Source organism: Haloarcula sp. Atlit-120R, from assembly GCF_003665885.1.
In the GTDB taxonomy this organism is placed as follows: domain Archaea; phylum Halobacteriota; class Halobacteria; order Halobacteriales; family Haloarculaceae; genus Haloarcula; species Haloarcula taiwanensis.
Genome location: NZ_QPLN01000003.1, coordinates 318,907 through 345,899 on the forward strand (window position 1 = coordinate 318,907; position 26,993 = coordinate 345,899).

Consider the following 26,993-nt stretch of genomic DNA (forward strand, 5'->3'; position numbering starts at 1 on the left):
CGCAAACGCTCTGGCAACTGTTACCAATACAGCTTGGTTGCTACTGCTGCGTCGCAAATCCCCATCACGCAGTCAGGCGGTGTGAAGAACGGCCGGCTCAGTCGAACAGTCCTTCTTCCCGAAACCCGGTCATCAGGTCATCGATGAGAGCCTCCGCCGTCTCGTAGGGATACTCTTGATACTCGGCGTACTCTGCGCCGAAGTCCATCACCCCGACGCGTACGTCACCGGCCTCGAATGTCGTGCTTGGGCCGTCCGGCAGGGCCGGCACCAGTTCCATCGGTTCTTCGACGGGATAGTCTGCGTTCGTGAAGACCGCCTCTAATTCAGCTCTGAGTTGCTCGGCAGTATCTGCTGTCATGCCAGAGACTTGGATGAGAGAGACAAAAGGCTTGTTCTGTGCCAACAGGTGTGCAGTGTCGTTACTCAGTATAACCGAGATCGCGGAGGTTTTGCAGGACTTCTTCATCTTCAACCGCAGTCTCGATAGCTTCATCCATGATATCCTGCCGCTGTTGAACGACTTGCAGAAGTTGTCGCGCACTTCTGAGTTTGTATCGGATGTCGGGGTCATCCACGTCATCCAGCGTGCCCTCCAGTAGTTCGTCTATCGTAGCGAGTGTCGTTTCCGCCATGGAAGCGCTATTGGGAACGATTTACTAAGCTTTGCTGGATTTCCCACCGCATAAGCTGTCGAATACATAGAAAATCGCTTTCGCTCAGACCACTGGCCTGAGGACGGGTGAACCGTTATAGTTATTCAGGTCGAAATTACCAGTCTATAAAAATATTATATTAACATTTTTCATGCAGCTACCGGAACGAGCAGTTGATGCCCTCCACATCGCGGCGGACATTTCTCGGAGTGGTCGCCACCGGAACGGTCGCCGGCGTCGCTGGCTGTTCGTCGACGTGCCCCGACGACGGCGTGCCAGAGCCATCGCATACCGTGGAACCGGGTATCGACAACCCCGGCTTCGAGACGCTGCCCGACGGGTCGTGGCCCTTACCGCGGTTCGATGCAGCAAACACGGGCTATGCACCAGTCCAGCTTGAAACAACGACACCGGCAGTAAGATGGCACGCAAATGTTTCTGCAGCCACTACTGGCGGTGACGACACGAGTGCAAGCGCGGTCGTCGTCGCCGACGGAACTGTCGTGCTGGCGACTTCGACCGACATCGTCGCGCTGTCGCTCCGTGACGGATCGGAACAGTGGCGGCGTGCGCTCACACCGGCGACAGTTCCGTCAGCGGTCGACTTTGGAGACGGCGCAGCGCCGCCAGTGATTGCCAACGGCCGTGTCTTTCTTGCGACGGCGGACGGTGTCACGGCGCTCGACGTTTCGGACGGCGCTGTTGTGTGGCGAAACACTGACACAGCGGGGGCAGGCGTTCCGACAGTGACTGATGATGGACTGTTCGTTCCCACGACTGCTGGGGTAGCGAGATTTGCTATCGACGACGGGCACCGGCAGTGGACGGCAAACGTCGATGGAACGAGGCTGGCCGTGGCCGACGGCACCGTTGTTACCGCCGGTGAGCAGATAGTGGCGGTAGACGCAGCAACCGGTGCGGTCCAGTGGCGACACGAAGATCGACCTGCTGGATATCCTGTTGTGTCCGATGGGACGGTCTATGTGAGCGATACGTACGGTGACCTGCTCGGCCGTTCGCTCACGGATGGAACAGAGCAGTGGCGGCTCGACGACAGGCGGTCACTTGAGTTCCCGGTCGTGACGCCAGAGAGCGTGTATGCAATTGAGCGTCCCGGTGAGTCCTCCAGTGCGACGTTCGCCTTCGACCGCGTCGATGACGGCGCACCGACGCCCCGGTGGTGCTCGGAAATCAACCTTGGTGGCGCAGTGACTGCCGCGGCTGCTGATGCTGTGTTTACGTTCCAGCGCGAGAATGGTCTCACCGCGTTCACCACGCGCTTTGGTGAGGCAGTGTGGCAGTATCCTGTCGAGTACCGGGCTGTCTCACTGGCAGTACTCGACGGCGGAGTCGTGGGCGTCTCTCCGGATGGAACTGTCGTGGCTCTTGGGGGTGAGTGACCTGCTATGTCGCGTCGCGTATATCGAATCGCTGGTTCGCTCCTCGGTCTGAGTGCAGTCTGTCTGCTCATCACCGCAGTCCCGCTTGAACTCTGGCCGACTCCGCGGCCGGGAGACTCGTATGTGTTCAATCCACCGACGTTCAGCGCAATCTGGGTGCAGCGAACGCTCAGACCCGGACTCATCATCAGCGCGAACGCGCTGGTGTTCGTCGGTCTGGGCGCATTGTTCAGGCGTGACAGGAGCTCAATGTCACGCCTGCAAGGCGCGTTCGCACTCGCGGCGCTCTTCGGGACCGGGGCCTGTTTGCTCGGGACGCTGTTGTCCACCACAGCCGGCACAAACGACATCGGGAGCGAACTCACCGCCTTCCTCATTTGGGCGCTTGCGATCCCGCTCATAATCATAGGCCTCGGCGGCTGGGGCGCTGGCTACCTCCGGTCCGAAAGCGCTCAACTCGGTGCTGCACTCACTGGCCCACCAGTACTCGCCGCCGCGGCCCTCGGTCTATCGGTGGCAGGCGTTGGCTTCTCACCCGCTAGCAGACTGCTGTTGATCGTACTGACGAGTGCCATGGCGCTTGTCGTCGGCCATGACCTGTGGACCGACAACAGCGCTTCAGCGGATAGCTGACGACCTCTTCACAGGCCACTCGGACGACTTATCCGAATAGGCTGGCCCGGCCGGGGAGTATCTGATCTGAACGCTCGGGTTGTCGGTCAAACACCGCTACAACTGGGGCGGCATCAGAGAGATGTGGCAGTATGTATTCGCCCTCAGCGTGTTCGATAGTAACCGTCTCTGTGCCGAACAGCGAATCGAGAGGCGTCTTCTCGACGCGGAGGCGCTGTTCCTCCCACGATTCGATGCGCCAGAGTGCCGTGCCAAACAGATGGTCGTATGCCATGAGCGTACCGTTGTCAGCGTCGATTCGGTATTCGATGGCCCCGTATCGCAATAGCTGATCGAGACATAACAGGAGAACCGGGATGCTAACGCTTGTGACAACAATCACGGCAACGATGTCCCACGCACCCCCAATTGCAAACAGGACCGCAACGAGGAGTCCTATGGCGCAGAGAAACACGCTTCCCGGGTGATGTGGGAACCGGAGGGGGCCGCCGATGACCCGTCCCCAGCGAACCGGGCGAAGGCGTTCAGATGCCTCAGCGAGCGTCTCGTCGATAGATCGTGCTTTCGATGGGGCCGTTTGCCAGCCGTAGTCCTGATCGTACGACTTGAAATAGACGGCGAGACGGTCGCTGTAGACACCCAAGAGGTCAGATGTGAATTTGAAACAGACGACCATGAGTACCATCGGCAGTCCGACGACAGTCGGGTCAAGACTGCCGAGTTCTGCTTCAGGCCCCTCTGTGGCCGCTGTTATGAGCGTCAGAGTGAGTATGCCCCCGAAAAAGACAGTTACCATTCGCGGTAACAGGCCACGAAAGGCCGTCGTCGAGTTGTGTTTCCGGTACGCGCCGTTGTAGAAGTAGTTCCGTACCGTTGTCACACCCGTCAGAACGAAAATACCGACCGTTGCCAGCAGCACACCAGAGACCGTCTCTGTGCTGGGCTCCGGCAGTGGACCGATTAGCAGGGCCCCAGTAAATACCCAGACTCCTGCCAGGACGAGAACGGTCACTGGAAGCGCGATTACCGTCGTGAGATAGACCCGTAGATCGGTTCGCGGGATAGAGAGGGCGAACTGTCGTTCCGCCAGTGGCCCGATAAGTAGGGTGCCAGTCTCGATAGTCGGCGGGCGGCCAGCGAACACTGCCCGAACGAGTGCCCAGACCGAGTCGACGCCAAGCTCAAACCAGTACAGAAACAGCAGTGCAGCTGCACTCCAGTCAAGGAACGCAACACCAACAATCGGGAGCGAATTCGAGGCGATGGTGCCGAGTAGCTCTGTCCGACGGCTATCCTCTGTCCGGAGAACCCGTCTGGTGGAGGGCATTATGCCGTGCTGATAGCTACTGACGTTTGAACGAACTGATTACACAGCCACCCTCGCCAGCAACGATCGGGAGTCAGTGCACGACATCAACTTATGTCGGGGCAGGTCTTGGCACCAACGGCTGACACGTCGCTGTCCGAACTGACCGCTGACACTACGTATCCCCTCCCAATCCAACGATATATGGGGCAAGGACCCCTAGAATAGACATGGCCCGTTTTAGCTCTGTACTCATCTACGACGGCGAGTGTCCGTACTGTTCGGTGGCCGCGAAAGCCCTCGAACAGGTCGACGATATCGGCGCGATCTCGTGGTACGACGAGTCGGCCCAGTCGTTTCTGACGGCCCAGTTTGACGAGCCGCCGTTTGCGATGGTACTGGTCGACCGGCCGACCAGACGGGTGTATGCGGGGCGGGCAGCCGCCGAAGAGCTCGCCGGTCGCGCCGGACTTCCCGATCTCGTCGGCTCGCTCGTCAGAGAGAACTATGAGAGAATCGCGCACGTCGTTGGGCTGGCGAGTGGGCGCGGGAGAGAACCGGACGATGTCCACGAGCGATACCGGCTGACAGGCGGTGCCAGGGACTGGTTCGACACACTTGCGGAAGACGCCGTTGACCGGGACATCCGCGCCGACGCGTGAGATAGTCGCGACCAGACACCAGGGGCTACTGTGTCTTACTCACGTGGCGTTCTCGCAGCGGTCGTAAGCCGCCAGCGGCGAACTCCCCTGTGTGTGTTGAACCCCACCAGGCCTTTCAGAGCCAGTTGCTGGAGGTGTGTCGTGACGTACGGTTTCGGGGCCGAAAGGCGGGCAGAGATGTGTGCTGTCGGGACCGCAGTCGCGTCACAGTCTTTGAGGACCGCCAGAACGTCATCGTTTGTCAGTGGGTCAATGGCCATGTCACCCATTCGGACTGCCGGGTAACAAACTCTCGCAATCGGGTAGCAGATGGCAGCGGTCGGTGTTGGTTGTTATTTGTTATGCTGGTGGTCCGTGCTCCTGATTTCCCCGTGTTCGGCACTCAAAACCCAATTCCGAGTTCCTGAGAATCCTCTCCAGCATTAATTCAGCCTCAATAACACATTCTGGCCATGGCGTCAGAGTTCCAACCCCTACTGGGCGGAGAGGTGAAAGATTCGGTCATCGATGAGGTGCTAGCCGAGAGCGGAGTTGGTGTGCTGTCGATGGCTGCCGAGGGAGTGCCATACGGCGTACCGCTATCCTTCGGGTACGACGGTGAGGACACCCTTTACTTCGTGTTTCTGGGCGCAACCACCGAACTCCGAAAAGAGACGTATGCGGAGCAGACTGATGTGGCGAGCTTTACCACCTTCGACATCGGTCCAGCCGGTGCATGGCGGAGTGTAATCGTCGCTGGACCGCTCAACCGCATCGAAATCGACGAGTGGGACACCGCACGTGAGTCACTCGCTGCTAACGCGTATCAGTCAAATCTGCTCTCAGAGTACGAACTGCAGGAAAATCCCAATGTGTGGGCATTAGAAATCCGAGAACGGTCAGGCCGCGCTGTCGGACAGCAGTGACTGGGTCTCACTCGGCCCTGTATTGACTGGACAGGCAAGAGATAGCGTGGAAATGGAAAAGTTGTACGTATACAAATACGCAGATATGTGCCATAGTCGGTAAATTATATCGCCAGCTCTATAGGTACTAGAGTGTCTCTGTCGTTTTTACCCCAAATATTAAAATAATCGATGGCAATACGTCATGACATGAAGAAGCGATTGCGGAAAGCACTGAACACGCTCTCAGTCCCACGGGAGAACCCGAGCGCGGGCTTCGATGCGTGTACAGAGTGTGGTCGGTCCTCGCTACCCGGCGCAAGCCGCTGTACGGACTGCGTAGAAAGCTAAGACGCGACGGGGTGCCGCCGACCGGGACCCGCCCAGTTGAATTGGTGTGTCATCGTGTACTGATTCAGTCGGACTGTGTCGATAGTCACCATAGAGCAGCGTTTCAGGGGCTGGGCCACCGTATTATAGTCGCCACAGCTCTGAAAGGTTCAATCGAGCCGATTTTGGGAGCCAGCACGGCCCTCTCTTATCGCGTGTCTGGCGAGCAGGCCAGCGGTTGTGAACCAGAGCGCGACTTCGAGGAAAAATGATGGACTCCAGAGGTAGTACACGAAGAACGACCCCGGTGGGAGCGCCAGTGGGTCCGTGGGAGTGACACCAGGCCAAAACAGAAAGACCGCATCGCCGGGGCGGCCGTTGAGAACGACGTGGACAGTATCGAGGAGGAGATGTAGCGCCCAGCCAACTGCCGCCGACAGTCCGGTCCGGCCTGAGAAAGCCAGCGGGAGCGCCACGACCACGAGCAGTACAGAGTGGCCGATAGAGTGATACAGCGGCGTGACACCGACCGATGCTAGCGGCTTGTCTACCACGTCCGGAAGTGCGGTCCCGACCACAAGCCACAGCGGCGACAACCGCGACAGCCGTCCCAGAAGCGCGGCCGCGAGCAGGTGTGTCGGGAAGAGCATACGAAGAGGTAGGGACAGAGACGTATCAACGCTGCCGGTCGAACCACTCACGGGGAAGTCGACCGCTAGCGACGAGGAAGTCACGGAGGAACACCATCAGCGACGGTGCAATGACGACCGGTGTGAGCCTGAAGACCAGTCCCGTCGGCGCAGTAGGGACGAGCGAGGCGGTAATAAACACCATTTGGACGCCGGCGAGATACTTCCCGAGATCGCTGTCAGGCCGCTCAAAGACGGGTCGGTTGCGGTATCGCCGCCAGCGAATCCCGCCGACGTAGACGTAGCGAGCAGCCGATAGTGAGAGATACAGAGCGGGGAGCTGACCCCAGAGAACTGCGACAAGCGGTGCAACCACGAACCCGAACGTGTCGAAGGCCATGTCTAACCGCGTGCCCAGCTGGGTCTGTTCGCCGACGGTTCGGGCGACGGTGCCATCGAGCCTATCGAGCACAACCCCAGCGCCGTAGCAGACCGCCGGGACCCAGACGAGTTCGGTCGTCATCGGCACCACGAGAAAGCCAGCGACGACAGCATAAAGCCCACCGCGAAGTAGCGTTACCGTGTTTGCAATCCCAAAGGTGTAGCGCCAGGGGTTACCGGTAGCCGGCGTGACACTGACCGTTCGGCCGACGTACCAGAGCTGTCCGGCCCAGCAACAGCCTGCGACGACCGCCGGGTGGAACAGCCAGTGGGTCATCGCGTCTGCGGGGAACAGCACGCCGACAATCCCAGCGATAACGAACCCGCCGATCACCGAAAGTTCGACAGGGATTGCGCCGTCACCGTGTTGCTCGGCCATCGACACCTCCCCGGTACCGTCTGTCTGCCGTCACAGTAGCACAGCTCATCGCAACAGCGCAACGAGGACTGCCAGCAGGACAAGCTGTGCGACCTTGTCGACCGCACCCAGTGTCCCGACATCAGCCGGGAATGATTTCGGTCCGGCGGCGAAATTGACGTAGTACCACAGCAGGATCTGGACGGCCGTGAACGGGACACCGGCGGCGTAGACGAGGCGACGGCGAATCCCCAGGCCGACCAGCGCGACACCACCCAGAAACCCAAGCCCCGCGAGGATGAAACTGATACCCAGAGCGGAGGGGGCCAGCCTGATACCGAGCAGGAGGTGTACCGCCGCCGAGACCAGTGCCGCCACGATACCGAGCCAGTGTCGGCTGTCCAGCGAAGCTACGTCGAGTGAACGTCCCTGTGTTTCCGTCGCGGTCATGTTTTGGATTCGGGTTTCAGTCACATAATCATACTGCCAATTGCACCGCTCACCGCTCGAAATCCGGTTGCTGAAGTGCCTCGATGCGGGCAGACGTCTCTGTGTCGAGTCGCTGCCCAGCTGCGACGAGGTTTTCGACGATATGAGACGGTGTCGTACTGGACGGAATCGGAATGACCCCCTGTGTGACGTTCCACGCCAGCACCACACCGGCCGAGGAAAGGCCGTACTCCTCTGCGATATCCGTCAGGACAGGCTCGTCGAGCAATCCGGGAGCCGACAGCGGCGAGTGGGCCACGACTCTGATGCCGCGCTCGTGGCAGTACTCGACGATGTCTGTCCGTGGCTGGTACGGATGGCGTTCGATTTGGACGAGTGCCGGCCTGATAGTCCCAGTTTCGATAACGGTCTCCAGTTGCGTCTGTGAGACGTTACAGAGGCCGAGCGTGCGCGCCCAGCCCCGTTCGTGGAGTGCCTCCAGATTCTCCCAGGCGCGCTGGAGCGGAATCGAGTCCGTCTCGATGTCGCCCCCATCATCCTCGGGGAAGGTCAACGCTTCCTGACGCGCGACCGGTTTCTCGGCCAGGCGTTCCAGTGGTCCGCGGTGCGCCCACGCCTCGGGCCAGTGGAGCGCGTAGCAGTCGAAGGCGTCGACACCGAGCTCGTCGAGACTGCCCCGACAGGCCGTCACCATGTGCTCCCGGCGGTGGTTCGTGCGCCAGACTTTCCCGAGCAGGAACACCCGACGCCGGTCGGGTGCGCCCGGGGCGGCGAGAATGCGGCCGATACGGTGTTCATTGCCGTATAGTTCGGCGCTGTCGAGCAGTCGATAGCCAGCGTCGAGGGCCGTCGCGATGGAGTCCGCGCGCTCGACGTACGTTCCGTCACGGTAGCGGGAACAGCCAAAGCCGACGGGGGGTAGCCGAATCGCCCCCGCCCGTCCACTGCTTCGGGCGCTGTCTGGAGTGACGGTCGGCGCTGGCGGCGGGGCGGCCGACACCCCATGTCCGGACACGACTTCCGGCTCACCCGTCTCCGCAGCCGTTTCAATCGCATTACAGACCGCGACGATGTGGGCACCACGGCGACCAGTCTTCCGGGACGGAGACCCACGGTTGACACTGGCCGCAAGCGACTCCACAGGGTCGAGATAGCGGTACGGTTGCGTAGGGTGCTGGGCGGGAGCGTCGATGTATTCGCGACCAGATCGGCCGTAGCGAACGGCTTCGGGGCTGTCGGCCATTGCGCCGGTCCCACGGAGGTATACTGACCCGTCGTCGCCGTGAAGTTCGAGTCCGTAGAACTCCCGGCTCCGGTGTGGCGCGTAGAAGCTCGCGGTCAGCCGGACTGTCAATCCGCCGGCAAAGGAAAGCATCGCCTCGACATGGCTCGGGACCGATGGCCGCTTTGGCTCCCGGTCAGGCCAGCTATCGAGTGCAGTCGCGGACTGAACAGATTTGACGGGGCCGAACCACGAGACCAGCAGCGCGAGCGGGTAGACGCCGCCGTCGTACAGCGGCCCGATAGAGAGAAACGAATCGGGGCGGTCGTGCCATTCGGTCACACGGCCGACGTGGGCGTGGGCATACCCCAGCTGAACGGGCCCCATGCGACCGTCGGCAAGCAATCGTCCAGCACGACGCTGCGACGGCGCGTCAGGCGTCCCCGGGGCACAGCCCAGTGCCAAGTCCTTATCACCGGCTAGCGACAGTAGCTCCGCGGCCACCGTCTCTTCCAGCGCCAGCGGCTTCTGCGAGTAAACGTGTCGCCCTGCTTCCAGCGCCGTTCGGGTCACCGGTGCGTGGGCGGCGTGGTTCGTCAGGTTCACCACCAGCGGCGCGTCAACGCCGCTGAGCGCGGTATCGAGGTCAGTAAACGCTGGACAGCCGTGCGCGCCGGCGAGTGACGCAGCCCGGTCTCCGTCGAGGTCGCAGACTCCCGCCAGCGAGAGTGGGCTATCTGCCAGCTCGGCCGCGTACTCCGCCGCGATACTGCCCGCACCGACGAACAGACACTGCACACTCCAATGGAGGCGTCCTCGCATATATATCATACCGCCGGTGGGACTTTAGTCGCCGCCACCGAATAGCGGACGTGACAGAACCGGGGATGAGCCGGCTAGGCACGGCGTACTTGCGAACGTTGCAGGCGCTGGGCCAGTGGATTCCGTACGGAACGACCATCTATGAACGCAACTGGGACGTGCTCATCGTCCTCGACGCCTGTCGCGCGGACCTGTTGCAGACGGTTGCCTCCGATACCGAGTTGTTCAACGCTGTTTCGACGGTCCGCTCTGTCGGGAGTTCGTCCTCGGAGTGGCTCGAAAACACGTTCCCCGGGCATCCAGAGACATCTCACACCGTCATGGTCACCGGCAATACGTGGACCGACAGGTACCTCGATGCCGACGCCTTCGCCGTACTGGACGAGGTCTGGAAGTACGCGTGGGACGAGGATCTGAACACCGTCCCGGCTGAAGCCGTAACCGACCGGGCAATCGCACTGGCCCGGCGGCTGAACCCCGAGCGGCTGGTCGTCCACTACATGCAACCACACCACCCGTTTGTCCCCGACCCGCTTGACAGCGACGGCGGTCTGGCCCGCACTGGCCACCACAGCAACACGGCAAATCCGTGGGTTGCGCTCCGCCGTGGCGATATTTCGCCGGGCCGCGTCTGGGACGCATACGAGGCGAACCTCCGATACGTCCTCCGCGAAGTAGAAGCACTGGCCGAAAACGTCGACGGTCACCTCGCCGTCACCGCCGATCACGGTAATCTCTTCGGGGAGTGGGGGCTGTACGGCCATCCGATGTACACGCCGGTCCCTGCCTTACTGGCGGTGCCGTGGGCCGAGACCGACGGCGTCGACGGCGGGGGGCGCGAGCCCGACCTGCGTCCACCCGAACCGCTTCCAGTGTCGCGCGTCTATGGTTCCGAGAGCGACAGCTGCCGGCTGAAGTCACTGGGGTATTTGTAGTCAATCGGAGATACTTTTTAGTCAGAGAAGGCCTGGATAGGAGACGTGTCTTCCCGGAGCCGTCGCCACGTCCAGAAGAGTTGGCATCGAAACATCGGCACCGGCCATCCACGTTTCCAAGAGACAGTGTAATGTCTGCCAGAACGCTGTACTTTACCGGCGCGGAATCAGTCAGGGTCGACGAGGAGGCAGTGCCTGACCCCGGACCATCACAGGTCCGCGTCCGAACAGAACTCTCAGGAATCAGTCCCGGAACGGAGCTGTTAGTGTACCGCGGTGAGGTCGATTCGGAACTTGCGACCGACGAGACAATCGACGCCTTAGATGGGACGTTTTCGTATCCACTGCAGTACGGCTACGCCGCAGTCGGCCGTGTCACCGCCATCGGTGCTGAAGTCGACGACAACTGGCTCGACCGTCGTGTGTTTGCGTTTAATCCACACGAGAGCCACTTTCTCGCAGAACCGTCGTCGCTCATTCCCACGACGTTACCCCCGGAACAGGCGGTGTTCATGCCGAACGTCGAGGCGGCCGTTAACTTCGTGATGGACGCTCGACCGCGCATCGGCGCTCGGGTGGTCGTCTTCGGCCAGGGGCCGGTCGGACTGTTGACCACTGGACTTCTGGCTGATTTTCCGTTGGCGTCACTTGTGACAGTCGACCCCTGTGCAAGCCGTCGTCGGCTCTCGGAAGCACTCGGGGCAGACCGTTCGGTCACCCCCGGAAATCTCGGTGATGTTGACGCCGACATCACGTTCGAACTCTCGGGAAACCCACCCGCCCTCGACAGGGCTATCGACGCCACTGGCTACGCGGGTCAGGTCATCGTCGGGTCGTGGTACGGCTCGAAGGGTGTGTCACTGGACCTCGGACACCACTTCCATCGGAGCCACATCCGCGTACGCAGCAGTCAGGTGAGCCGAATCGATCCGGACCACGCTGACCGCTGGGACAAGGACCGCCGACTGGACGTTGTCCGGTCGTGGCTGAGCGACACTGACCTCTCGGCGCTGTTGACACACGAAATCGACATCGAACGTGCAGGCGAGGCATATCAACTGCTGGCGAACCGGCCAGACGACGCCGTGCAGGTGGTGTTGACGTACAACTGACACCCGTGATTTAGGTGTGTCCCGGCCGTCTGTTCGGGCATGTACGCGACGACGGTCCGGACCGAGTTCGTGGCACAGCACTACCTCACTGTCCCGGACCCGGGCCCAGAGGGAGACCCGCATTCACATCACTACCGGGTGGAACTGTGTTTCCGCGGCCCCGAGCTCAACGAGTTCGACTACATCGTCGACATCGACAATGCCGAGACAGCCTTGTCGTCACTCGCTGACCGGTATCAGGACACACTGCTCAACGACCTCCCAGAGTTCGAGGAGTATAATCCCAGCGTGGAACGGTTTGCCCGTGTCATCTTCGAACGCGTCATCGCGCGTGTCACCGACGAGACGGTCACTGAACTATCGGTCACCGTCTGGGAGGACGAAGACGCCGCTGCGAGTTACGACGCCGCCGTATGAGAGTCGGCCTGACCCTGTACGGGAGCCTCGACGAGCAGTCGGGCGGGTTTCGATACGATAGAAAACTCGTCAAGGGACTTCGAGCGGCCGGCGACACCGTCGAATGTATCCAGCTTCCCTGGCGGAACTACCACCGTGGGTTGCTCGACAACGGGTCGCGCAAGCTCCGACGACAACTGGACGTAGATGTCGACATTATGTTACAGGACGAACTCGCTCATCCATCGCTTGTTCACACGAACCGCACCCTCCCATATCCGGTTGTCAGCATCGTCCACCACCTGCGGGCAAGCGAGCCGAGCCGACTCGCCCCGCTGTATCGCGCGGTAGAGCGTCGCTACCTCGGGACGGTCCACGGTGTCGTCTGTAACAGCGCCACGACCCGACGTGTCGTTTCGGACCTCGGCGTCAACCCCGCCGACACCGTCGTCGCACCGCCGGCCGGCGACCGCTTCGCCCCGGACATCGACCGGGCCACGGTTGCGGAGCGGGCCACTACTGAGCCGCTGCGAGTGGTTTTCGTCGGAAACATCACGCCTCGAAAGGGGTTGGATACGCTCGTCGAGGGTGTGGCGGACGCTGCCGCCGACATCGACATCACGGTGGTCGGTCGGGCCGTCGACGACGGGCACGTCGATGCAGTCCGAGACCGCATCCAGGAACACGGTCTGGATGACTGCGTAGCGTTCACGGGCCGACTGGCGGACGACAAGCTAAAGCACACGCTCCGGTCGAGCCACGTCTTGGCAGTGCCATCCCGGTACGAGGGGTTCGGCATCGTCTATCTGGAGGGAATGAGCTTTGGTCTCCCGGCGCTGGCCACCCGGGCTGGCGGGGCGACCGACATCGTAACCGACGGCGAAACGGGGGCACTCGTCGACCCGGACGACTCTGCAGCCGTCGCTCGTGAGCTGGAGCGGTTCGCCACCGACCGCGACCGCCTGGCCGAGATGGGGTGGGCCGCGAGACAGAGCTACGAGGCACACCCGGACTGGGAAGAGACGGTCGGACGGGTACGCGGCCTGCTGTCTGCTATCGTTCAGCCTGCGGAGGGACCAGCATGACGAAATCGTTCCAGCGATATCTCCGGGCAAAACGGACAGTCGACGACCGCGCGCTGGACCGCCGGCTGGTCAAGCTGCTCCGCGAGCAGTTGGCTGACCGGGCGACCGACAGCGACGGGCCGCTACGCATCCTCGAAATCGGGGCTGGTATCGGCACGATGCTCGCCCGCTTCCTCGACTGGGACGTGCTTCCTGCCGGCGAAGTCCACTACACCGCAGTCGATCTCCAGTCGGAGAACGTGGCTCGCTTGCCAGACCACATCCGGAACTGGGCCGCTGACCGGCAGATGTCTGTGAGAGACGGGCCGCTCGTCTTGGACAGCGAAAACCGGCGAGTCGAGATTGAGGCGGTGCAAGCCGATGCTGTGGCGCACGCGACGGGTACTGACGGCGAATACGACCTCCTCGTTGGGGCAGCCCTGCTCGATATTCTCGACCGGCGGGAGCTGCCGACATTGCTCGATCCGCTCGCACCGGGTGGCCTGTATTACTTCCCGCTCACATTCGACGGGGCAACCCGCTTCCAGCCGAGCCATCCGGCCGACCGGACGGTCGAACGACTCTATCACGAGCACATGGACGGGAAGCAGGGCGGTGACAGCCGCGCCGGCAGCGACGTGCTCGGTCGCCTCCAGCGCCTCGACGGCACAACGCTTTCAGCTGTTGCCGGGTCGGACTGGGTTGTCCGACCTATCGACGGGAGTTATCCGGCCGACGAAGCCTACTTCCTCCGATACATTCTCGACACTATCGAGGATGCAGTCGGCGAGGTGGCCGGTCGCGACTTCGAGGGACTCGCCGACTGGCTGGCCGGCCGGCGTGAGCAGGTCGCTGCTGCTGAGTTGCTGTATCACACACACCAATTGGACTTCCTGGGCCGTGCCGTCACCCGTCGGTCTTCCGGCGAATCGTGGCCGTCGCCTCGTATGAAATAACCAGTTCGTCGTCCTGATTGCGCCCTTCGTGGCGAGTGGTGAGGTATCCTCGACTCGGATCACTGTCGGAGGGTCGCTTGTCGATGATTTCGGTTCGTAATCGGAGCGTATCACCGGGTTGGAGCGGTAGATGCCAGCGGAGATTGTCGACGCCGACGCCAGCCTGTGTTGCGATGTCCTCGCTGGTCTCAACGTTAAGACGCATACAGATTGCGGCAGTCTGCCACCCAGACGCGACTAGCCCACCGAATACTGAGTCCTTCGCTGCCTCCTCGTCAGTGTGGAACGGCTGTGGGTCGTACTTCTCGCCGAAGTCCACAATCTCAGATTTCGACACTGTGTATCCGTCCGATTCTCGCACGTCACCGACCGAAATATCCTCGTAAAACTGCATATGACTATGGAGATGATGCACAAATAAAAATCCGACGTGGACGGCACTAGCAAAGTCCGAGTTTGTGCGTGTGAACAGATGGCGCGAGGTACATGTAGATAAGATATATATTGTAGTTGTAACATAGATACAATGTCGACATGCCCTCCAGCAGTCGTACACTCCTCTCGGCGACCAGTGAAGAGTGGCGCTTAGCACACGAAGACCTCCACATCAGAAATGCCTCTGACACCAAGCGTGATGTCCACATAGAGATATACGATGACGGAGAATGTTGTCATACAGCACACTATCAGCTTCTGTCGGGCCAGTCGGGTTGTTCGGTCAACTTACTACGGAATGGCTGCTACAAAGTGAAGGCTGTTCTCGACAGACAGCAGGAGTCCACCGCTGCTGTCACAGTCTCTGATGAGCCTGAACAAACCATCTTCATCCAGGTTCAAAACGACAGGATAACGATTGACGAGGGAGTAACTCCATCGCGTCCCTGAACGAATGTGCCGTCTCGTCCTGCTTGAGAGCCTCCCGCGCTGAAGCGGGGATTCCCACGCTGGGACAGTAGCGTTCAAACACGACCTGTTACTGCGGGCATTCTCTGCCCGTGGATCTGCCGAACAGGCGGAGAGAGGGTTTGCTGGGCAGTGAGCTACTCTACTTCGGTGCGGTATTCGGAGTTCCCGTCTGTCGCAAATTCTCAGTTGCGTCCGGTCGCTGTCAGCGACGATTGTCACTGCTAGAACTTTTTGCTCAATGTCGTGAGTGACAGTGCATCATCTCGACGAGATCTCCGTTGAGGAACTGCAAGCCACTCTCACGTGGACGGAAGGAAGCCAACACAACGGCTCTTAGCAGTCCTCCAACGGTGTAGCGCAAACCGAACTAGTCGAGTGGTGTCGTCAGCGACAGACAAACTACATTAGATCGCATCGTTCTGCGCACTACTCATCGCTGGTCCGGGCAGACACATCGTCCCAGCGGGGAGAGGCGCCGAGATATGATACAGCGATACTGAGACGGTCAGTCAGCAGGGAGTTTACCAACCCCACCGTGACATCTGCAGAAGGCACAGTCAGTAACTACGTCTGCGATTCAATTCGCTCGAACAGTGTTTCCACGAGGTCAACGAACCACTGCGCACTGCGGTTACGGGGCCGAGATTCCGCCACTGAAACCGTTGCTCGAACGCGCCCCGGCGTGCCGGACATGATGACAATCCTGTCCGAGAGCGCAACGGCCTCCTCGATGTCATGGGTTACGAACAACACGGTTTTATCGGTGCCACGCCAGATGTCGAGCAGTTCGCGTTGGAGTTGTCGGCGTGTCTGCATATCCACGCTGCCAAAGGGCTCGTCCAACAAGAGGATAGCTGGGTCCACAGCGAGTGCGCGCGCAAGACCGACGCGCTGTTTCATACCACCTGAGAGTTCCTTCGGGTATGCATCAGCAAAGTCAGACAATCCAATAATAGCTAGCATTTCTCGGACTCGCTCCTGCCGCTCAGCAGCCGGCACTCCCCGCTCCACTAATCCGAAGGCGACGTTTTCTCGGACTGTCAGCCACGGAAACAGGTGGTACTCCTGAAACACCGTTCCCCGATTCGGGTCAGGGCCTTGAACCGGCTTCCCCGAAACTGTGATATCACCGTCTGTTGGTGGCTCCAGTCCACTTACAAGCCTGAGAAGTGTGGTCTTCCCGCAGCCTGACGGGCCAACCACGGTGACGAACTCGCCAGATGAGACACGCAGCGACACGTCACGGAGGGCTGTCGTAACTCTGCCTTCCCTTTCGTATTGCTTGGAGACCCCGCGGATGGCGATTTCGGTATCCGTACTGTCTTTCATTGTTGCCAGTCGAGGAGGTGGGCACGAACTCGCCGGACGGCCCAGTCGCTGAGCAGGAACACCACACTAATCACCAGCATATACGCGATGCTACGCGCCATCGCGAGGTTGTTCGCGCTCGTAATAATTTCGTATCCGACACCGGGCGCACCGAACAATTCGGCTGCGATCACCATCATCCAGCACTGGCCAACGCTCGTACGGACTCCGGTCAGAATCCCCGGTAATGCATCCGGGATGACGACCCGCCACAGCAGCCGACGATTGCTATCGACACCCAGTGTCGTAGCGACCTCGACTAGCTCGTTCGAGGCGTTCTCGACCCCCTCGTACGCATTATAGAACGTAATCCAAAATGCACCGATGAACACAATAAAGGCCGCACCGGTGTGACCAAGTCCAAGCCAGATGATGGCGAACACGATCCACGCCAATGGTGGAATCGGCCGGAGCACCCGCACGATGGGTGTGAGGACGGCGTCAATGACCAGACTCCAGCCCATGCCGATGCCGAGTAAACCGCCAGCCACAACGCCACCGGCGACACCGGGAACGTAGTGGAGGAGACTCTCTCCGAGATGAACAAGTAATTCGCCGCTAACCAGCTCGGTCCACAGCGCGCCCGCCACCTCGCTGGGTGTCGGCAACAGGTACGACGGAACTTCACGACCCCCTGCCCACCAGACTGCCAGAAATCCAGCCGCTCCCACGAATCCATACCACAGACGTGTCAGATTCCATTCTCGGCCGAACGCAATCGTGGTTGTCGGCTGGGAGCGGATGCCGGATGAGTCCGCTACTGGGTCAAATTCTGTGGCCATCCTATTCGGCGATATCGTCGTAGAGTGACTGCTCGAAGATCTCGTCGGTAGACACTCCGCTATTGATCTGGCCGAGGTCCTCCATCTGCGCAGCGAAAAGCTGCGTACTCTCTGTAATCTGTGCCGGGTCGCTGATGTAGTTCGAGGCCTTCGACGTGAGGGCTTTCCGGGCAATCTTCGTCGGGAGTTTGTCGCCTTTGGCCTTACTCACAGCCTTCGCAGCGACGCCCGGCTGTTCCTGGATGGTTTCAGTAGCACGCGAATGTTGGGTAATAACAGACTTCGCGATGTCCGGGTGATCGTTCCAGAGGCGGTCGTGCATGAACATGATGCCGCCAGGCTGGCCGGACATGAATGAGCCAGCCCACGTAATGCGCTCGAAGGGTGCGCCTCTCTGTTCAAGCGCAGTCGGGATGGGCTCCATAATGACAGTGCCATCGACGTTCCCAGAGAGCAGCGAGCGTTTGACGGGGCTACCACCTGCCATCGGTTCAATGTCAACAAGGTCCGGGGAGAGTCCAAGTTCCTCGCGGAGCCAATAGTGGAGAAGGATAAACGCGACACTGCCCCTGGGGAAGGTGCTGAATTTGAATTTCCGCCCGTTTTCCTCACGGAAGACCCGGAAAGCGTCGGCACCGTGTTCATCCCAGAGAGCAGCAAAGTCCTCGTGAGCGAATACGACAAACCCGTTCTTGTGATTGGCCGCTGTGACTTTCCCCGGGACATCCTTACTCTTCATCTTGATCGCAGGGGTGATGCCCATGAAGGCGAGGTCAATGTCCCCGTCAGAGTACGCTGAAACGATGGTGAGACCCTCATTAGCGAAGTTCGTCGCCTCGATATCGGGAGCTAGCGCTTCAAAGTACCCCTGATGCTTCATTACGTGGTACTGGAGGAACGGGAACGGTGGCTTGAATGCCACGCTGAGGGTGTCCATGGAGTTGCCACTGAGCAGAGACGTACACCCAGAGAGGGCGGTAAGTGTACTTGCGCCGACTGCTGCACCGGTTTCCGTGAGGAAACGTCGTCTACTCTGGATACGTGTCCCGTCGGACCGATTCGAATTATTAGGGCAGCCTAAATTAGGCATGCCTAAAATGAATGGACAGTAGTTAATATAATCTTTCCTTCCAACCGAGAATAACAGACAACCACACCAAGTGTAGACGTATTTCTGTGAGTGTGCAGCGGTGATTCCCCTCTAGCTACACCCAGAACTCTATGGCACGGGTGAGTGCAAATCGGTCACCAGCGATGGCGATATACCCGCGTATTCGCGGGACCCGCCACTAACGGGCTCCGTCGCAGGATCGCAGTCCAGTTGCCGAAGTACGCTGCAGAAAGACGCGGTCGATCGGCTGCCCACCGATCTTAACAGGTCCGTGGCGAAATCGTCGACCGGCCGGTGGACAGAGTGTCTCCGCTTCTCTTACTCCTCTGGCCGCTCGATAGCATTCTGGGGCTCACTGCTGCTGAGTTGCCACACGAGAATCCCGAGTGAGACGAACGCAACGGCAGCCGTAGCGATGTACCCGGCAGTGCTGATAGTAAACAGCCGGTCTGGAAAGAGCGCAAGCACAATGAGCAGGCCCATGGTCGAAAGACTAGTCAGCGAGGGAACAACCATGAGCCAAAATTGTCGCGCGACACTGCCCATGCGACGCTCTTCGATTCCAAGTAGTATGTATCTTATCAGCCAGAAACGCGCCACCGGCTACACTGTTTGAACGCCGTGCACCAACTCAACCCACAGTGCGGAACAACTGTTGGCCTCAAAGCTACGGGCTTTTCACGCGAGTTATGGAAAGCTGTTACTGCTGTTACCGACGATCCTCTGACCTCGCGTTCAGTGGCATCTCGTTCAGCTACACCTGTGCCCCGTCCTATACAAGCGGCTGGCTGTGGATTGTGAATAGAATAGAAGCCCGACAGAGCACCATGGCTGATGGTATTGGCTGTCATGTAGTCCTCGCAACTGAGCGTGCAACACGGAGTAACGTGCTGTCGTCGGCCGTGTCGGCAGGGAACCTGCTCACATAATAGGTGGTGCGATTCACCGACCAACTAATCCGGACCGTTCTGTTTGTCTGCGTTTGCCTTGCTTCGTACTCACCCACTTGCACGGGCGTCCCTGTAGTCGTGTTCCGTGTCCCGTTGAGAATTCCAATCCTGTAGTGTGTGTCAGTGCTCGTAGACTCATATCTGAGCATCGCTACCTCTGGATCAGTTGAGCGGTGCGACGCGACGTCTAACTCGAATTCTGCCGGCATGTTCGGGTTCGGCACTGGAAGTGACGCAGCGTCGGCCAGCGCCGCTCGTGACTCGTACGTATTGAACTGGACCTGTTGTGCATCATCCGGAACCTCTTGCGGGTCGAGCTGGAACGTTCCAGGCTCGAACGTCGGATTGAACGTTACATTCCGATACGTGACTAGGTATTCGTAGTCATCACCGTTGGCAACGAACGACGTCTGGCGCTTGATCGGAAACAGGAACTCAGTATCTAGCCACAGCGTCTGTGACCGTAACGACATATCTTCATTGGCCGGCGCGATCTCTAACCGATAGGTTTCTCGCCCAGCAATCGTTTCTGTGCCATTATATACGACCGTCACGTTCCCGCCACGATACGCAGCTGAACTGTTTTCTCCGGACTCGTCTTCGCGTGGCACTACTGGCAGGGGCGAAATGCCCGGGGTCGACGTCGGCTGCGAGACAGGGCGGTTACTTTTGGCCGCGGCGAGAAGCTCTGGATACGTCGTCTCCGTAGCGCTATCAGTGGTCTGGAACGACATTCGGTGGAGCTCATTCGACTCCGGGTCATAGGACACAAGCCTTGACCCGTTTGCAATAATAAATCCGCCTTCACCAACCCGGGGTGGTCTTGTTTCCTTCGTTTTAGTAACCGATATCACCCGCTCAAAATACGCAAATGAGCGAACTCGTTCTCGCTTTTGCGTGACGATTGTTGTTGTTTTGTCGTTCCGGGTTCGGACTGTCGTTACCGTTGCGTTGACGGTATCAAGCGACGCGTAGCGCTCTGTTGCCTCAGCTTCTGATGGTAGCTCCGCACTCCCACTGGATGAACTCCCGATTGCACTACAGCCGCTCGCTGTGACTAGTATCACCACAACAACTACACGCACAACCTCTCGCAAACTGAATAGCTTTCTCGTAAGCCGATACATCTGTTAGGATATGATACTGCTTGGATGAATATAAAATACGGTTTCACGGCCTGATTGTGTTCTTGTTTCGAATAATACGCTCGCCGGGAAGACAGTTACATCACTCGCAAGTGTTTCGAACAGTGGCGGCGAAATACAACCTTGTCGGCGTCTCAATCGGCCCAAAGGACAGGCCCGTCACACTCATAGCTGACCCAGTAGTAGGCTGCGAAAAGCAGCCCATCTTGGAGGCGTAGTTCAGGCGAGTCGGTCAGTACAGCAGACTCAGGCCCCGTCCATGTCGCCAATAGCCCCAGCCATCCCAAGAAGCAGTAATCCGTACCCGGCGAGGCCGGCGGGGATTGATGCCTGGAGAAGCAAATACCCAGTAAATGCTCCAATGCCGCCGATAATACCCCCGCGTTTCCTCGCCGACCGATTCGACTGCCCACGAGAAAGAGAGAGCCACTGCTGTTTATGTGCCAAAATCAGTGATGTTACCACACCGTACAGTGGGAGAAGCGAAAGCATGACCAGGTGGTCCGATGCGGCGAACGCTACTGCAAAAACGGTGATTAGCAGTCCAACGCCTGCTGAAATGGCGTATCGGAGGGCGGTGCGCATACATCAAGTTACAGCTACCGGACCAAGTACGGTACGAAATCTGTATACAACAGCCACAGACAGGCTGACCAGTTCTTGCTAAGCGTTCATAGTGAGACAGTCACACTGAGAATTAAATCCGCCGCACCATCGCCATAGCTCTCAGCCCGGTGGCCCGCCACTGACAACTCACATATCCTAGACAGTGAGGCGACAGTGACATTCGTACCGCCTCAATGCCTTCAGTCCGAACCCTTCGTCGGATCGTTTCAAAAAGAAGCATACCCGTCAGGAACGGTGAACAGAGTGTCCTAACGGAACCATAGTACGCCGAACGAGTCACCCTGAATTATCCGAAACAGGTGGCCTCTGACCGGCTGGGGGAAAGCCCCGTCCGCCTGTATGAAAAAATCAACATAGCTACAACCGAACTAACACCTATGCCCCCGTGTACCCGCCGCGCTCTCCTCGCAGTTGCTGGAACTGGACTGGGAGTCTCCCTCGCTGGTTGTGGGTCTCTTGTGAACAATTCACCGGCAGCAGAGGCTCCGCCCGCTGGAGAGCTTGATGGATATCGCGTTTTTGTCGCTGAAGAAGTCGACTTCCCGGGCCCTGGGCCGGTTTCATCTGTCACTGATGGTGCCAGTGCTGACGTGAGTGTGTACCCGTCCGGGGACGACCAAGTCCAGCAAGTCCGCGACTGTCTCACTGACGGCCGCCCTGCTGTCGTGGCAGGCGCGGATGCGCAGTGGACCGTTATGCAGGCGTGCGCCGACAGTGAGCGTCGGTACGGCTTCACTCAGAACGGGTGGGGGCCAACGGACCGGATCGCCGCTGCTGTCCCGAAACAGGGCCGACTGGACACACACAAATTCGTCGGTGCAGAGCTACCGCGGGACCTTCCGTGGGCTGTCAGTGAAGTGCTCGAACCATCGTTGCCGGAGTGTCCCGCGCCATTGGAGTTGGAGGGTCCTGACGGTGCCACGACCATCGGCCGGTCACGAATTCGCGGAGTGAACGATGTCGGCGGCTTTGATCGCTGGGATACCCTTCGGATGGCTGCTAATGTTGACCCAGCGGTAGTCTCTGTCGATATGCAGGCCACAGTGTACGGCGGGTCCACCCAGAGCGATACCAGCTCGTACAAACCGGACCGGATCCGTTTCGTTTCGGATTTCCCGGGGAAGATAAGCGGAATGAGTCCCCAAGACGCTGGGTTAGATAGTCTCACTGTTGAGGCCACCAGTAATACCGGTCCCGAGACGACTCTCACACAGTATACGTTCACACCACGAGGGAAAAGATACCAGGGAGCTTTTGCAGCCTGTGCGCGGACGCAGTTCCGGACGCGGAAGACTGAACCACCGATATCGTATGACTCTAACGGGCGATTTCGATGGCGGGATCCACAACTGCTTGACGACGATACATGGGTGCATCATACGCCCGGACAAGCTGTCTGGTACCCGAACCGCTGACTCCGACCGAATTCGCTTCGACGACTCCACGTCAATGTAGCCATGAAAAGCGGTCGATCAATGGCTCGCCGAAGGCGCTCACTCAGATCCGAGACAGCGCGACGTACAACAAGATACCAGCGTGAATCACGGCGAACGGTCCGATAACAACCAGTGAAGCGTAGGCTGTTCCCGAGTCGATTCCGGGGGCGAGAAACAGCCCGGCTGGCACTGCGAGAAAAAAGAGCAACAGGCCGCCGGCAGCTGCGATGATCGTTGGATCCCGCTCTGGCCGTTCCGTTTGGTGTACTGGAAGCTGTAGCGTGTTGATTGCTTCGTCGAGATCAGACAGCGGGCCGAACTGCACGCTACCTCCGTCGACCGAATCAACGCCAGTGATCCGTAACCGGCCCGTGTCACGAAGCCGGTCGACGATAGCGTTAATAACGGAAAAGTCGGTTCCCGGACCGACCGTGGCAATCCACTGCGGTGACTCCAACAGTCGGTCGTAAGCGACCAGAAACTCACCCCGGCGTTGGTACTCGATCGTTCCGTAGCGGAGGTAGAAACTCAGCATACGAGCACCGATAATACAGAGAAGTACGACCGAAAGCAGCCCGATCCAGACCGGGTGACCGATCTGTAGCGCGACGACAAGCGCCGCGACAGTGAGAAGTGTGAACCGCGAGACCAGTGCGAACCCGACGGCGCTGAGACTTCCCAGTATTACGGACTTCTTGTCGACGACAACACTGGCTTCGACCGGCTCTTCAGGCATCTTTGGCTCCGGTGGCGGTTCGCTTCTGGGCAAGTCATCTGAAAGGTCTATATTCACATCGAGAAGCGACCCTCCGAAATGCTCCACGTAGAACCGGTAGACCGAACTGAGTGTTTTTCCGATGACAAGTCCCGTTAGCAGCGTTATACGACCGGCACGGGACCCACCCAGCGTGAGAAGCCCGACAAAGAGCAGTACCAAGGTCAACTGTGCCGGTGTCCGGATCAGTTCCTGCGCAGACACGTCGCGATACTCACCGGTGCCGATGTACTCAACCACGAACTCCTCGATCTGTGAGAACAGCAACGCCGCGATGCTCACAGCGAGGCCCACTGAGACCTGAATCGCCGGCCCGAGCGTCACGAGGTAGACAAGGCTGATCGGCCCGATGAATCCGAACCAGACCCCCAACACCGTGAGCGCGAAAGGAATGTTCCGTGGATAAATCGGTGGCAAATTCGAATAGAGCTGAAAACTACCGCGTTTCTCCCGGAGTTCATGTAACGGCTCGTGCTGTCCGGGACGTCCCGGAGATCCCTGCTCAGCGAACAGGGCCTTCGTCGCTGCGATGAGGACTGAAAAGGCGGCCTCAGCTGTGTAGACAACGAGTAATAGCCAGAGGTCCCAGCCCCAGGCAGTGACTCCGACCAGCGGAATACAGTTCGCAGCGATTACACCGAGACCGCGGACGAAAATCGGGAACCGCTGGGTCATGATTGGTGGCACTCAAATCGTTACACCTGAACAACAAACATACTTCGAATTCGATAGCACGGCTGAACTGAACCCGTATGGTCGCTGCCAGTACGGTACGGAGAGGCCGTCGAGAACAAAAGGTATCGCCAGAAGCCACACCACTCCCGCCACAGGATTTCAGGCCAAGTGTGACCCTGTGGTTTCAACACGCATACCCTCTGGGCGTTCCCTGCTGGGTTTCAGCATCGGCGTGGCTATGGCGACTTTTCAGAATTGCACACCCGAATCGCTGACTGCTTTTCGTAAGCTGCGGGCCGCGTGTGTAGCCCCATTTCATACACGGGTGTGCCTCTTGTGCTGTTCGGCTCGGGGCAGTTGCTAGGTCTGATACTCTAGGTAAGACATTTTTAGAATGCGATCGAACATTAACCAGATGTCAGAACCGCCCTCCAGTCGTTCAACGAGCTTTGTCAGTACAGAGACCAAGATCACAGCTGTCTTTATCATACTCGCTCTCGTGTCGGTATTCGGTAGCATAACTGTTACCGACAATCAATGGATTCACTTCGCTGTGCTACTCGGCGTTGGCGTTATCATACCGACACTGATCAACGAGTGGCGTAACTGATTGGGCCACACACGCGGCACGCACTATGCCAGTGCGGTCAGATTTCCCGGGGGCAACTTCACGAATACCACAGCGAGGTCCCTCGCTGCTGACCCGCTCAGCGAGATCACGTCGCTCGGTGCGACCGGGTACCTGAAATCACTGGCCGCGACTCTCCCGCTACCTCTTATCCATGCCGCCGCTCGTGCCCCGCACACTGGCCACGCATCGTCGCACCGTCGATCCGCTATTCAGTCGAGACACTCGCATTCACGAGCAGTTTGCTGGATAGCGATGCCAGCGACGTTGGCACCGTACTCAGCAGTCCGCTGAATACTGTCGAGTAAGAGACCCACGACGTAGGCCTCGCCGGGGGTATCGTGCCCGTAGAGGTCTCGATCCAGCGCCTGGAGATTGTCGCTCAAATCGTTGCGCTTGGAGAGGGCAGCGTGTGCGGCCTCGATGCCGCCGTCGGCGAGGATCACGTCGGCGGCGTCGTCGACGACCTGTCGGGAAGTCGCCGAGAGCGACTCAATGCGATCCGCGAACGTCGCTGGCACCACTGCGTCGGGGTCGAGAGCAAAGCGCGCTATCTTCTCGGCATGGTCTGCACATCGCTCGAACTGCCGGCTAGCATAGTAATACTCGAATAGCTCGTCACGACCGTATGAGAGCTTCTCTACCTCTTGGAGGTTTGTCAGCGCGCGACGGAAGTGTCTGGTCACCATCGCGAACAGCTTGTCGGCCTCGCTATCGCGGTTGATGACCTGCCGAGCAAGTGCTTCGTCGCCGTTTAGCACGGCCTGAACGGCATCGCGGTGCATTCCCAGCATGACAAGCCGCAACCGGAGCGCAGACTTACGCACATCGACGTTGTTGGCGTCGATGAGGTTGGTCAGGCGGATTCGCGTCTCACCGGCCTCCAACAGTTCGAATCCTGAGAGCTTCGAGACAGTGTCCTCAACCAACTTCCGGCGCTCCGCGGAGTGGCCTGTTCTATCTAGCAGCGTCACTGTATCGAAACCGACGGCGTGCAGGGCGTGTATTTGCTGACGGATAGCGTTGTCTGAGTCGGTCGCCACATCGACTGTCGTCGTCCGGGCCTCCATCGTGCGATCCGTTGTCGCCTCAATCAGTAGCGATCCGTCGTCGTTGGGATGCAGTGAGAGCACGGATCCAGCGTCGATTCCGTGTTCCTGCGCCCACGATTTCGGCAGAGAGACAGTAAATGTCGTTCCCCCCGAGAGTTGCACCTTCCGTGTCTCCATACACTACCCGCTGATAACAGAATAGATATTATATTTTATATGAGGGGTCTATCCTGGTAGGAAGTGGTATATATCTGTACAGGCCGCCAGAGCGGAAGGGAAAAACAGAGTACGTCACGGCAGCTAACAACGCTATATAGCCGTCCGGACAGTCTGTGGAACAGGGCTAATACTGCAAGTAGAGAGAAGCAGCTATGTCCCATCGAACGTGGCACCACCCGCTGGCGAGGGATCAACAGGGTCGCGATGCGACACGTGCACAGGTTGTCGAGGCGATTGACCGAACCGCTCCGAAGACGAAAGAAAAGCTGGCACGCACAGTCGGTATTTCTGAACAGTACCTCTCGGAATTGCTTCAGGAACTCAAGGCCGAAAACGTCGTTCGAAAGGGCTACATTGTCGACGATGAGGCACTCTACCGTGGTGCACCGAACATCTCGAAGCTATACGGTGGATCAGCCGAAGAGACCGAAACAGATGCCGATGTATCTGATGACCGAGGTGCAGCGCTCCTCAAACTGCTCGCACGATTAGAGTCGGTGACCACCCGCCAGTACGAAGCGGCTCGTGCAGCCTTCGAAGGTGACCCTGTTGATCGCTCGGCGAAGAAACTTGAATCGTTGACCAATGAGCGCTACTCCGCAGTGCTGTCGGAATTGAAGTCCTACACGCTGACGACTGATTGGCCCGGTAACCGCGTCGCTGCCGACCTTTCGACGATTGCGACCAATCTCGAAATCGTCGGCGACCGGGCCTGCTTCATTGCCGACGTGGTCGCTCGTGAGGAGACCGACGCGACTGGGATGGTGAACGAACGGATGACGGATATTTTTGCATCCGGGGAGCAGATCAACGACTACTTTTCGAGAATTCTATTCGACTGTGAACTCGAAGTACTCGACAGACTCCGAGAGGAGGAGGTCACTGTCCACCGGGATCTGGATGAGTTATTCGAACTGGTGACAGCGTACGATCCCGATATGTACGGGTATCTCGTCACCATTACGCGTGCACTTGAACGGGCTATCTACTACTGGGTCGACGCCGCTGAGCTGGCCGTTCAGTTGCATTCTGGCGTCCAGCCGGACCACGTCGAGATCTGAAC

27 protein-coding genes are annotated in these 26,993 nt (G+C 59.1%); 10 read left to right on the plus strand and 17 right to left on the minus strand.

Features of this window, described 5'->3' with window-relative positions; genetic code table 11:
- Window positions 1-97: 97 nt before the first annotated feature.
- Both DVK01_RS13270 and DVK01_RS13275 read right to left on the minus strand, forming a co-directional pair.
- The gene (locus DVK01_RS13270; protein WP_101351854.1) at window positions 98-361 is read right to left on the minus strand and encodes an MTH865 family protein; all 264 of its coding nucleotides are present in this window, start codon (window positions 359-361) and stop codon (window positions 98-100) included.
- A 61-nt stretch (window positions 362-422) separates the two neighbouring features.
- Window positions 423-635, minus strand: a complete 213-nt coding sequence (locus DVK01_RS13275; protein WP_101351855.1) for a hypothetical protein — start codon at window positions 633-635, stop codon at window positions 423-425.
- A 230-nt stretch (window positions 636-865) separates the two neighbouring features.
- Here DVK01_RS13275 and DVK01_RS13280 point away from each other — a divergent pair, with 230 nt between their 5' ends.
- Both DVK01_RS13280 and DVK01_RS22565 read left to right on the plus strand, forming a co-directional pair.
- Complete coding sequence (locus DVK01_RS13280; RefSeq protein WP_101351937.1) at window positions 866-2,056, plus strand: PQQ-binding-like beta-propeller repeat protein; 1,191 nt, start codon at window positions 866-868, stop codon at window positions 2,054-2,056.
- Window positions 2,057-2,062: 6 nt separating this feature from the next.
- The gene (locus DVK01_RS22565; protein ID WP_233560798.1) at window positions 2,063-2,689 is read left to right on the plus strand and encodes a hypothetical protein; all 627 of its coding nucleotides are present in this window, start codon (window positions 2,063-2,065) and stop codon (window positions 2,687-2,689) included.
- Window positions 2,690-2,717: 28 nt separating this feature from the next.
- Here the strand turns inward: DVK01_RS22565 and DVK01_RS13290 are convergent, their stop codons facing one another.
- On the minus strand, window positions 2,718-4,016 hold the full coding sequence (locus tag DVK01_RS13290; RefSeq protein WP_121537091.1) for a DUF6498-containing protein: 1,299 nt from the start codon (window positions 4,014-4,016) through the stop codon (window positions 2,718-2,720).
- 209 nt (window positions 4,017-4,225) lie between these two features.
- Here DVK01_RS13290 and DVK01_RS13295 point away from each other — a divergent pair, with 209 nt between their 5' ends.
- Window positions 4,226-4,657 carry a DCC1-like thiol-disulfide oxidoreductase family protein gene (locus DVK01_RS13295; protein ID WP_121537093.1) on the plus strand — a complete coding sequence of 144 codons (432 nt, stop codon included), beginning with the start codon at window positions 4,226-4,228 and terminating at the stop codon, window positions 4,655-4,657.
- A 35-nt stretch (window positions 4,658-4,692) separates the two neighbouring features.
- On the opposite strand, the gene DVK01_RS13300 is transcribed toward DVK01_RS13295, so the two are convergent.
- A complete protein-coding gene (locus DVK01_RS13300; protein WP_101351939.1) occupies window positions 4,693-4,917 on the minus strand; it encodes a hypothetical protein in 225 nt (74 codons plus the stop codon).
- Between the two features lie 192 nt (window positions 4,918-5,109).
- Here DVK01_RS13300 and DVK01_RS13305 point away from each other — a divergent pair, with 192 nt between their 5' ends.
- A complete protein-coding gene (locus tag DVK01_RS13305) occupies window positions 5,110-5,562 on the plus strand; it encodes a pyridoxamine 5'-phosphate oxidase family protein (RefSeq protein WP_101351858.1) in 453 nt (150 codons plus the stop codon).
- A 479-nt stretch (window positions 5,563-6,041) separates the two neighbouring features.
- On the opposite strand, the gene DVK01_RS13310 is transcribed toward DVK01_RS13305, so the two are convergent.
- Genes DVK01_RS13310 through DVK01_RS13325 form a run of 4 tightly spaced genes read right to left on the minus strand, consistent with a single transcriptional unit; the run spans window position 6,042 to window position 9,769 of the window.
- The gene (locus DVK01_RS13310) at window positions 6,042-6,521 is read right to left on the minus strand and encodes a metal-dependent hydrolase (RefSeq protein WP_101351859.1); all 480 of its coding nucleotides are present in this window, start codon (window positions 6,519-6,521) and stop codon (window positions 6,042-6,044) included.
- A 25-nt stretch (window positions 6,522-6,546) separates the two neighbouring features.
- Window positions 6,547-7,320 (minus strand): CDP-alcohol phosphatidyltransferase family protein, encoded by a 774-nt coding sequence (locus DVK01_RS13315; RefSeq protein ID WP_101351860.1) that lies wholly within the window; start codon window positions 7,318-7,320, stop codon window positions 6,547-6,549.
- Between the two features lie 45 nt (window positions 7,321-7,365).
- Window positions 7,366-7,749: a hypothetical protein gene (locus DVK01_RS13320; RefSeq protein ID WP_101351861.1), complete on the minus strand. Its 384-nt coding sequence runs from the start codon at window positions 7,747-7,749 to the stop codon at window positions 7,366-7,368.
- A gap of 49 nt (window positions 7,750-7,798) precedes the next feature.
- Window positions 7,799-9,769: an aldo/keto reductase gene (locus DVK01_RS13325; RefSeq protein ID WP_101351862.1), complete on the minus strand. Its 1,971-nt coding sequence runs from the start codon at window positions 9,767-9,769 to the stop codon at window positions 7,799-7,801.
- A gap of 89 nt (window positions 9,770-9,858) precedes the next feature.
- On the opposite strand from DVK01_RS13325, the gene DVK01_RS13330 reads away from it, so the two are divergent.
- From DVK01_RS13330 to DVK01_RS13350, 5 genes are all read left to right on the plus strand, one after another.
- On the plus strand, window positions 9,859-10,728 hold the full coding sequence (locus tag DVK01_RS13330; protein ID WP_101351940.1) for a hypothetical protein: 870 nt from the start codon (window positions 9,859-9,861) through the stop codon (window positions 10,726-10,728).
- A gap of 131 nt (window positions 10,729-10,859) precedes the next feature.
- Window positions 10,860-11,840: a zinc-binding alcohol dehydrogenase gene (locus DVK01_RS13335; protein WP_101351863.1), complete on the plus strand. Its 981-nt coding sequence runs from the start codon at window positions 10,860-10,862 to the stop codon at window positions 11,838-11,840.
- Between the two features lie 39 nt (window positions 11,841-11,879).
- On the plus strand, window positions 11,880-12,257 hold the full coding sequence (locus tag DVK01_RS13340) for a 6-carboxytetrahydropterin synthase (RefSeq protein ID WP_101351864.1): 378 nt from the start codon (window positions 11,880-11,882) through the stop codon (window positions 12,255-12,257).
- Window positions 12,254-13,321 (plus strand): glycosyltransferase family 4 protein, encoded by a 1,068-nt coding sequence (locus DVK01_RS13345; RefSeq protein WP_121537095.1) that lies wholly within the window; start codon window positions 12,254-12,256, stop codon window positions 13,319-13,321. Before DVK01_RS13340 ends, DVK01_RS13345 begins: the two co-directional genes overlap by 4 nt.
- A complete protein-coding gene (locus DVK01_RS13350) occupies window positions 13,318-14,256 on the plus strand; it encodes a class I SAM-dependent methyltransferase (protein WP_101351866.1) in 939 nt (312 codons plus the stop codon). Before DVK01_RS13345 ends, DVK01_RS13350 begins: the two co-directional genes overlap by 4 nt.
- Here DVK01_RS13350 and DVK01_RS13355 read toward each other — a convergent pair.
- The 9 genes from DVK01_RS13355 to DVK01_RS13410 form a co-directional block, all read right to left on the minus strand.
- On the minus strand, window positions 14,207-14,650 hold the full coding sequence (locus DVK01_RS13355; protein ID WP_101351867.1) for a MaoC family dehydratase: 444 nt from the start codon (window positions 14,648-14,650) through the stop codon (window positions 14,207-14,209). The two genes, DVK01_RS13350 and DVK01_RS13355, sit on opposite strands and share 50 nt — an antisense overlap.
- Before the next feature lie 1,076 nt (window positions 14,651-15,726).
- Window positions 15,727-16,491, minus strand: coding sequence for an ABC transporter ATP-binding protein (locus tag DVK01_RS13365; protein WP_121537097.1), 765 nt, complete (start codon window positions 16,489-16,491; stop codon window positions 15,727-15,729).
- Window positions 16,488-17,312: an ABC transporter permease gene (locus tag DVK01_RS13370; RefSeq protein ID WP_101351870.1), complete on the minus strand. Its 825-nt coding sequence runs from the start codon at window positions 17,310-17,312 to the stop codon at window positions 16,488-16,490. The genes DVK01_RS13365 and DVK01_RS13370 overlap by 4 nt, the downstream gene beginning before the upstream one ends.
- Window position 17,313: 1 nt before the next feature.
- Window positions 17,314-18,249: an ABC transporter substrate-binding protein gene (locus DVK01_RS13375; RefSeq protein ID WP_121537099.1), complete on the minus strand. Its 936-nt coding sequence runs from the start codon at window positions 18,247-18,249 to the stop codon at window positions 17,314-17,316.
- Between the two features lie 492 nt (window positions 18,250-18,741).
- Window positions 18,742-18,906, minus strand: coding sequence for a hypothetical protein (locus DVK01_RS21860; RefSeq protein WP_158598767.1), 165 nt, complete (start codon window positions 18,904-18,906; stop codon window positions 18,742-18,744).
- 364 nt (window positions 18,907-19,270) lie between these two features.
- Window positions 19,271-20,500, minus strand: a complete 1,230-nt coding sequence (locus tag DVK01_RS13385; protein WP_199722343.1) for a hypothetical protein — start codon at window positions 20,498-20,500, stop codon at window positions 19,271-19,273.
- A gap of 264 nt (window positions 20,501-20,764) precedes the next feature.
- The gene (locus DVK01_RS13390; RefSeq protein ID WP_121537103.1) at window positions 20,765-21,103 is read right to left on the minus strand and encodes a hypothetical protein; all 339 of its coding nucleotides are present in this window, start codon (window positions 21,101-21,103) and stop codon (window positions 20,765-20,767) included.
- A gap of 1,539 nt (window positions 21,104-22,642) precedes the next feature.
- The gene (locus DVK01_RS22275) at window positions 22,643-24,031 is read right to left on the minus strand and encodes a DUF6498-containing protein (protein ID WP_199722344.1); all 1,389 of its coding nucleotides are present in this window, start codon (window positions 24,029-24,031) and stop codon (window positions 22,643-22,645) included.
- A gap of 840 nt (window positions 24,032-24,871) precedes the next feature.
- Complete coding sequence (locus DVK01_RS13410) at window positions 24,872-25,888, minus strand: phosphate uptake regulator PhoU (protein ID WP_101351875.1); 1,017 nt, start codon at window positions 25,886-25,888, stop codon at window positions 24,872-24,874.
- A 194-nt stretch (window positions 25,889-26,082) separates the two neighbouring features.
- On the opposite strand from DVK01_RS13410, the gene DVK01_RS13415 reads away from it, so the two are divergent.
- Complete coding sequence (locus DVK01_RS13415) at window positions 26,083-26,991, plus strand: PhoU family transcriptional regulator (protein WP_101351876.1); 909 nt, start codon at window positions 26,083-26,085, stop codon at window positions 26,989-26,991.
- The last annotated feature ends 2 nt before the right edge of the window (window positions 26,992-26,993 follow it).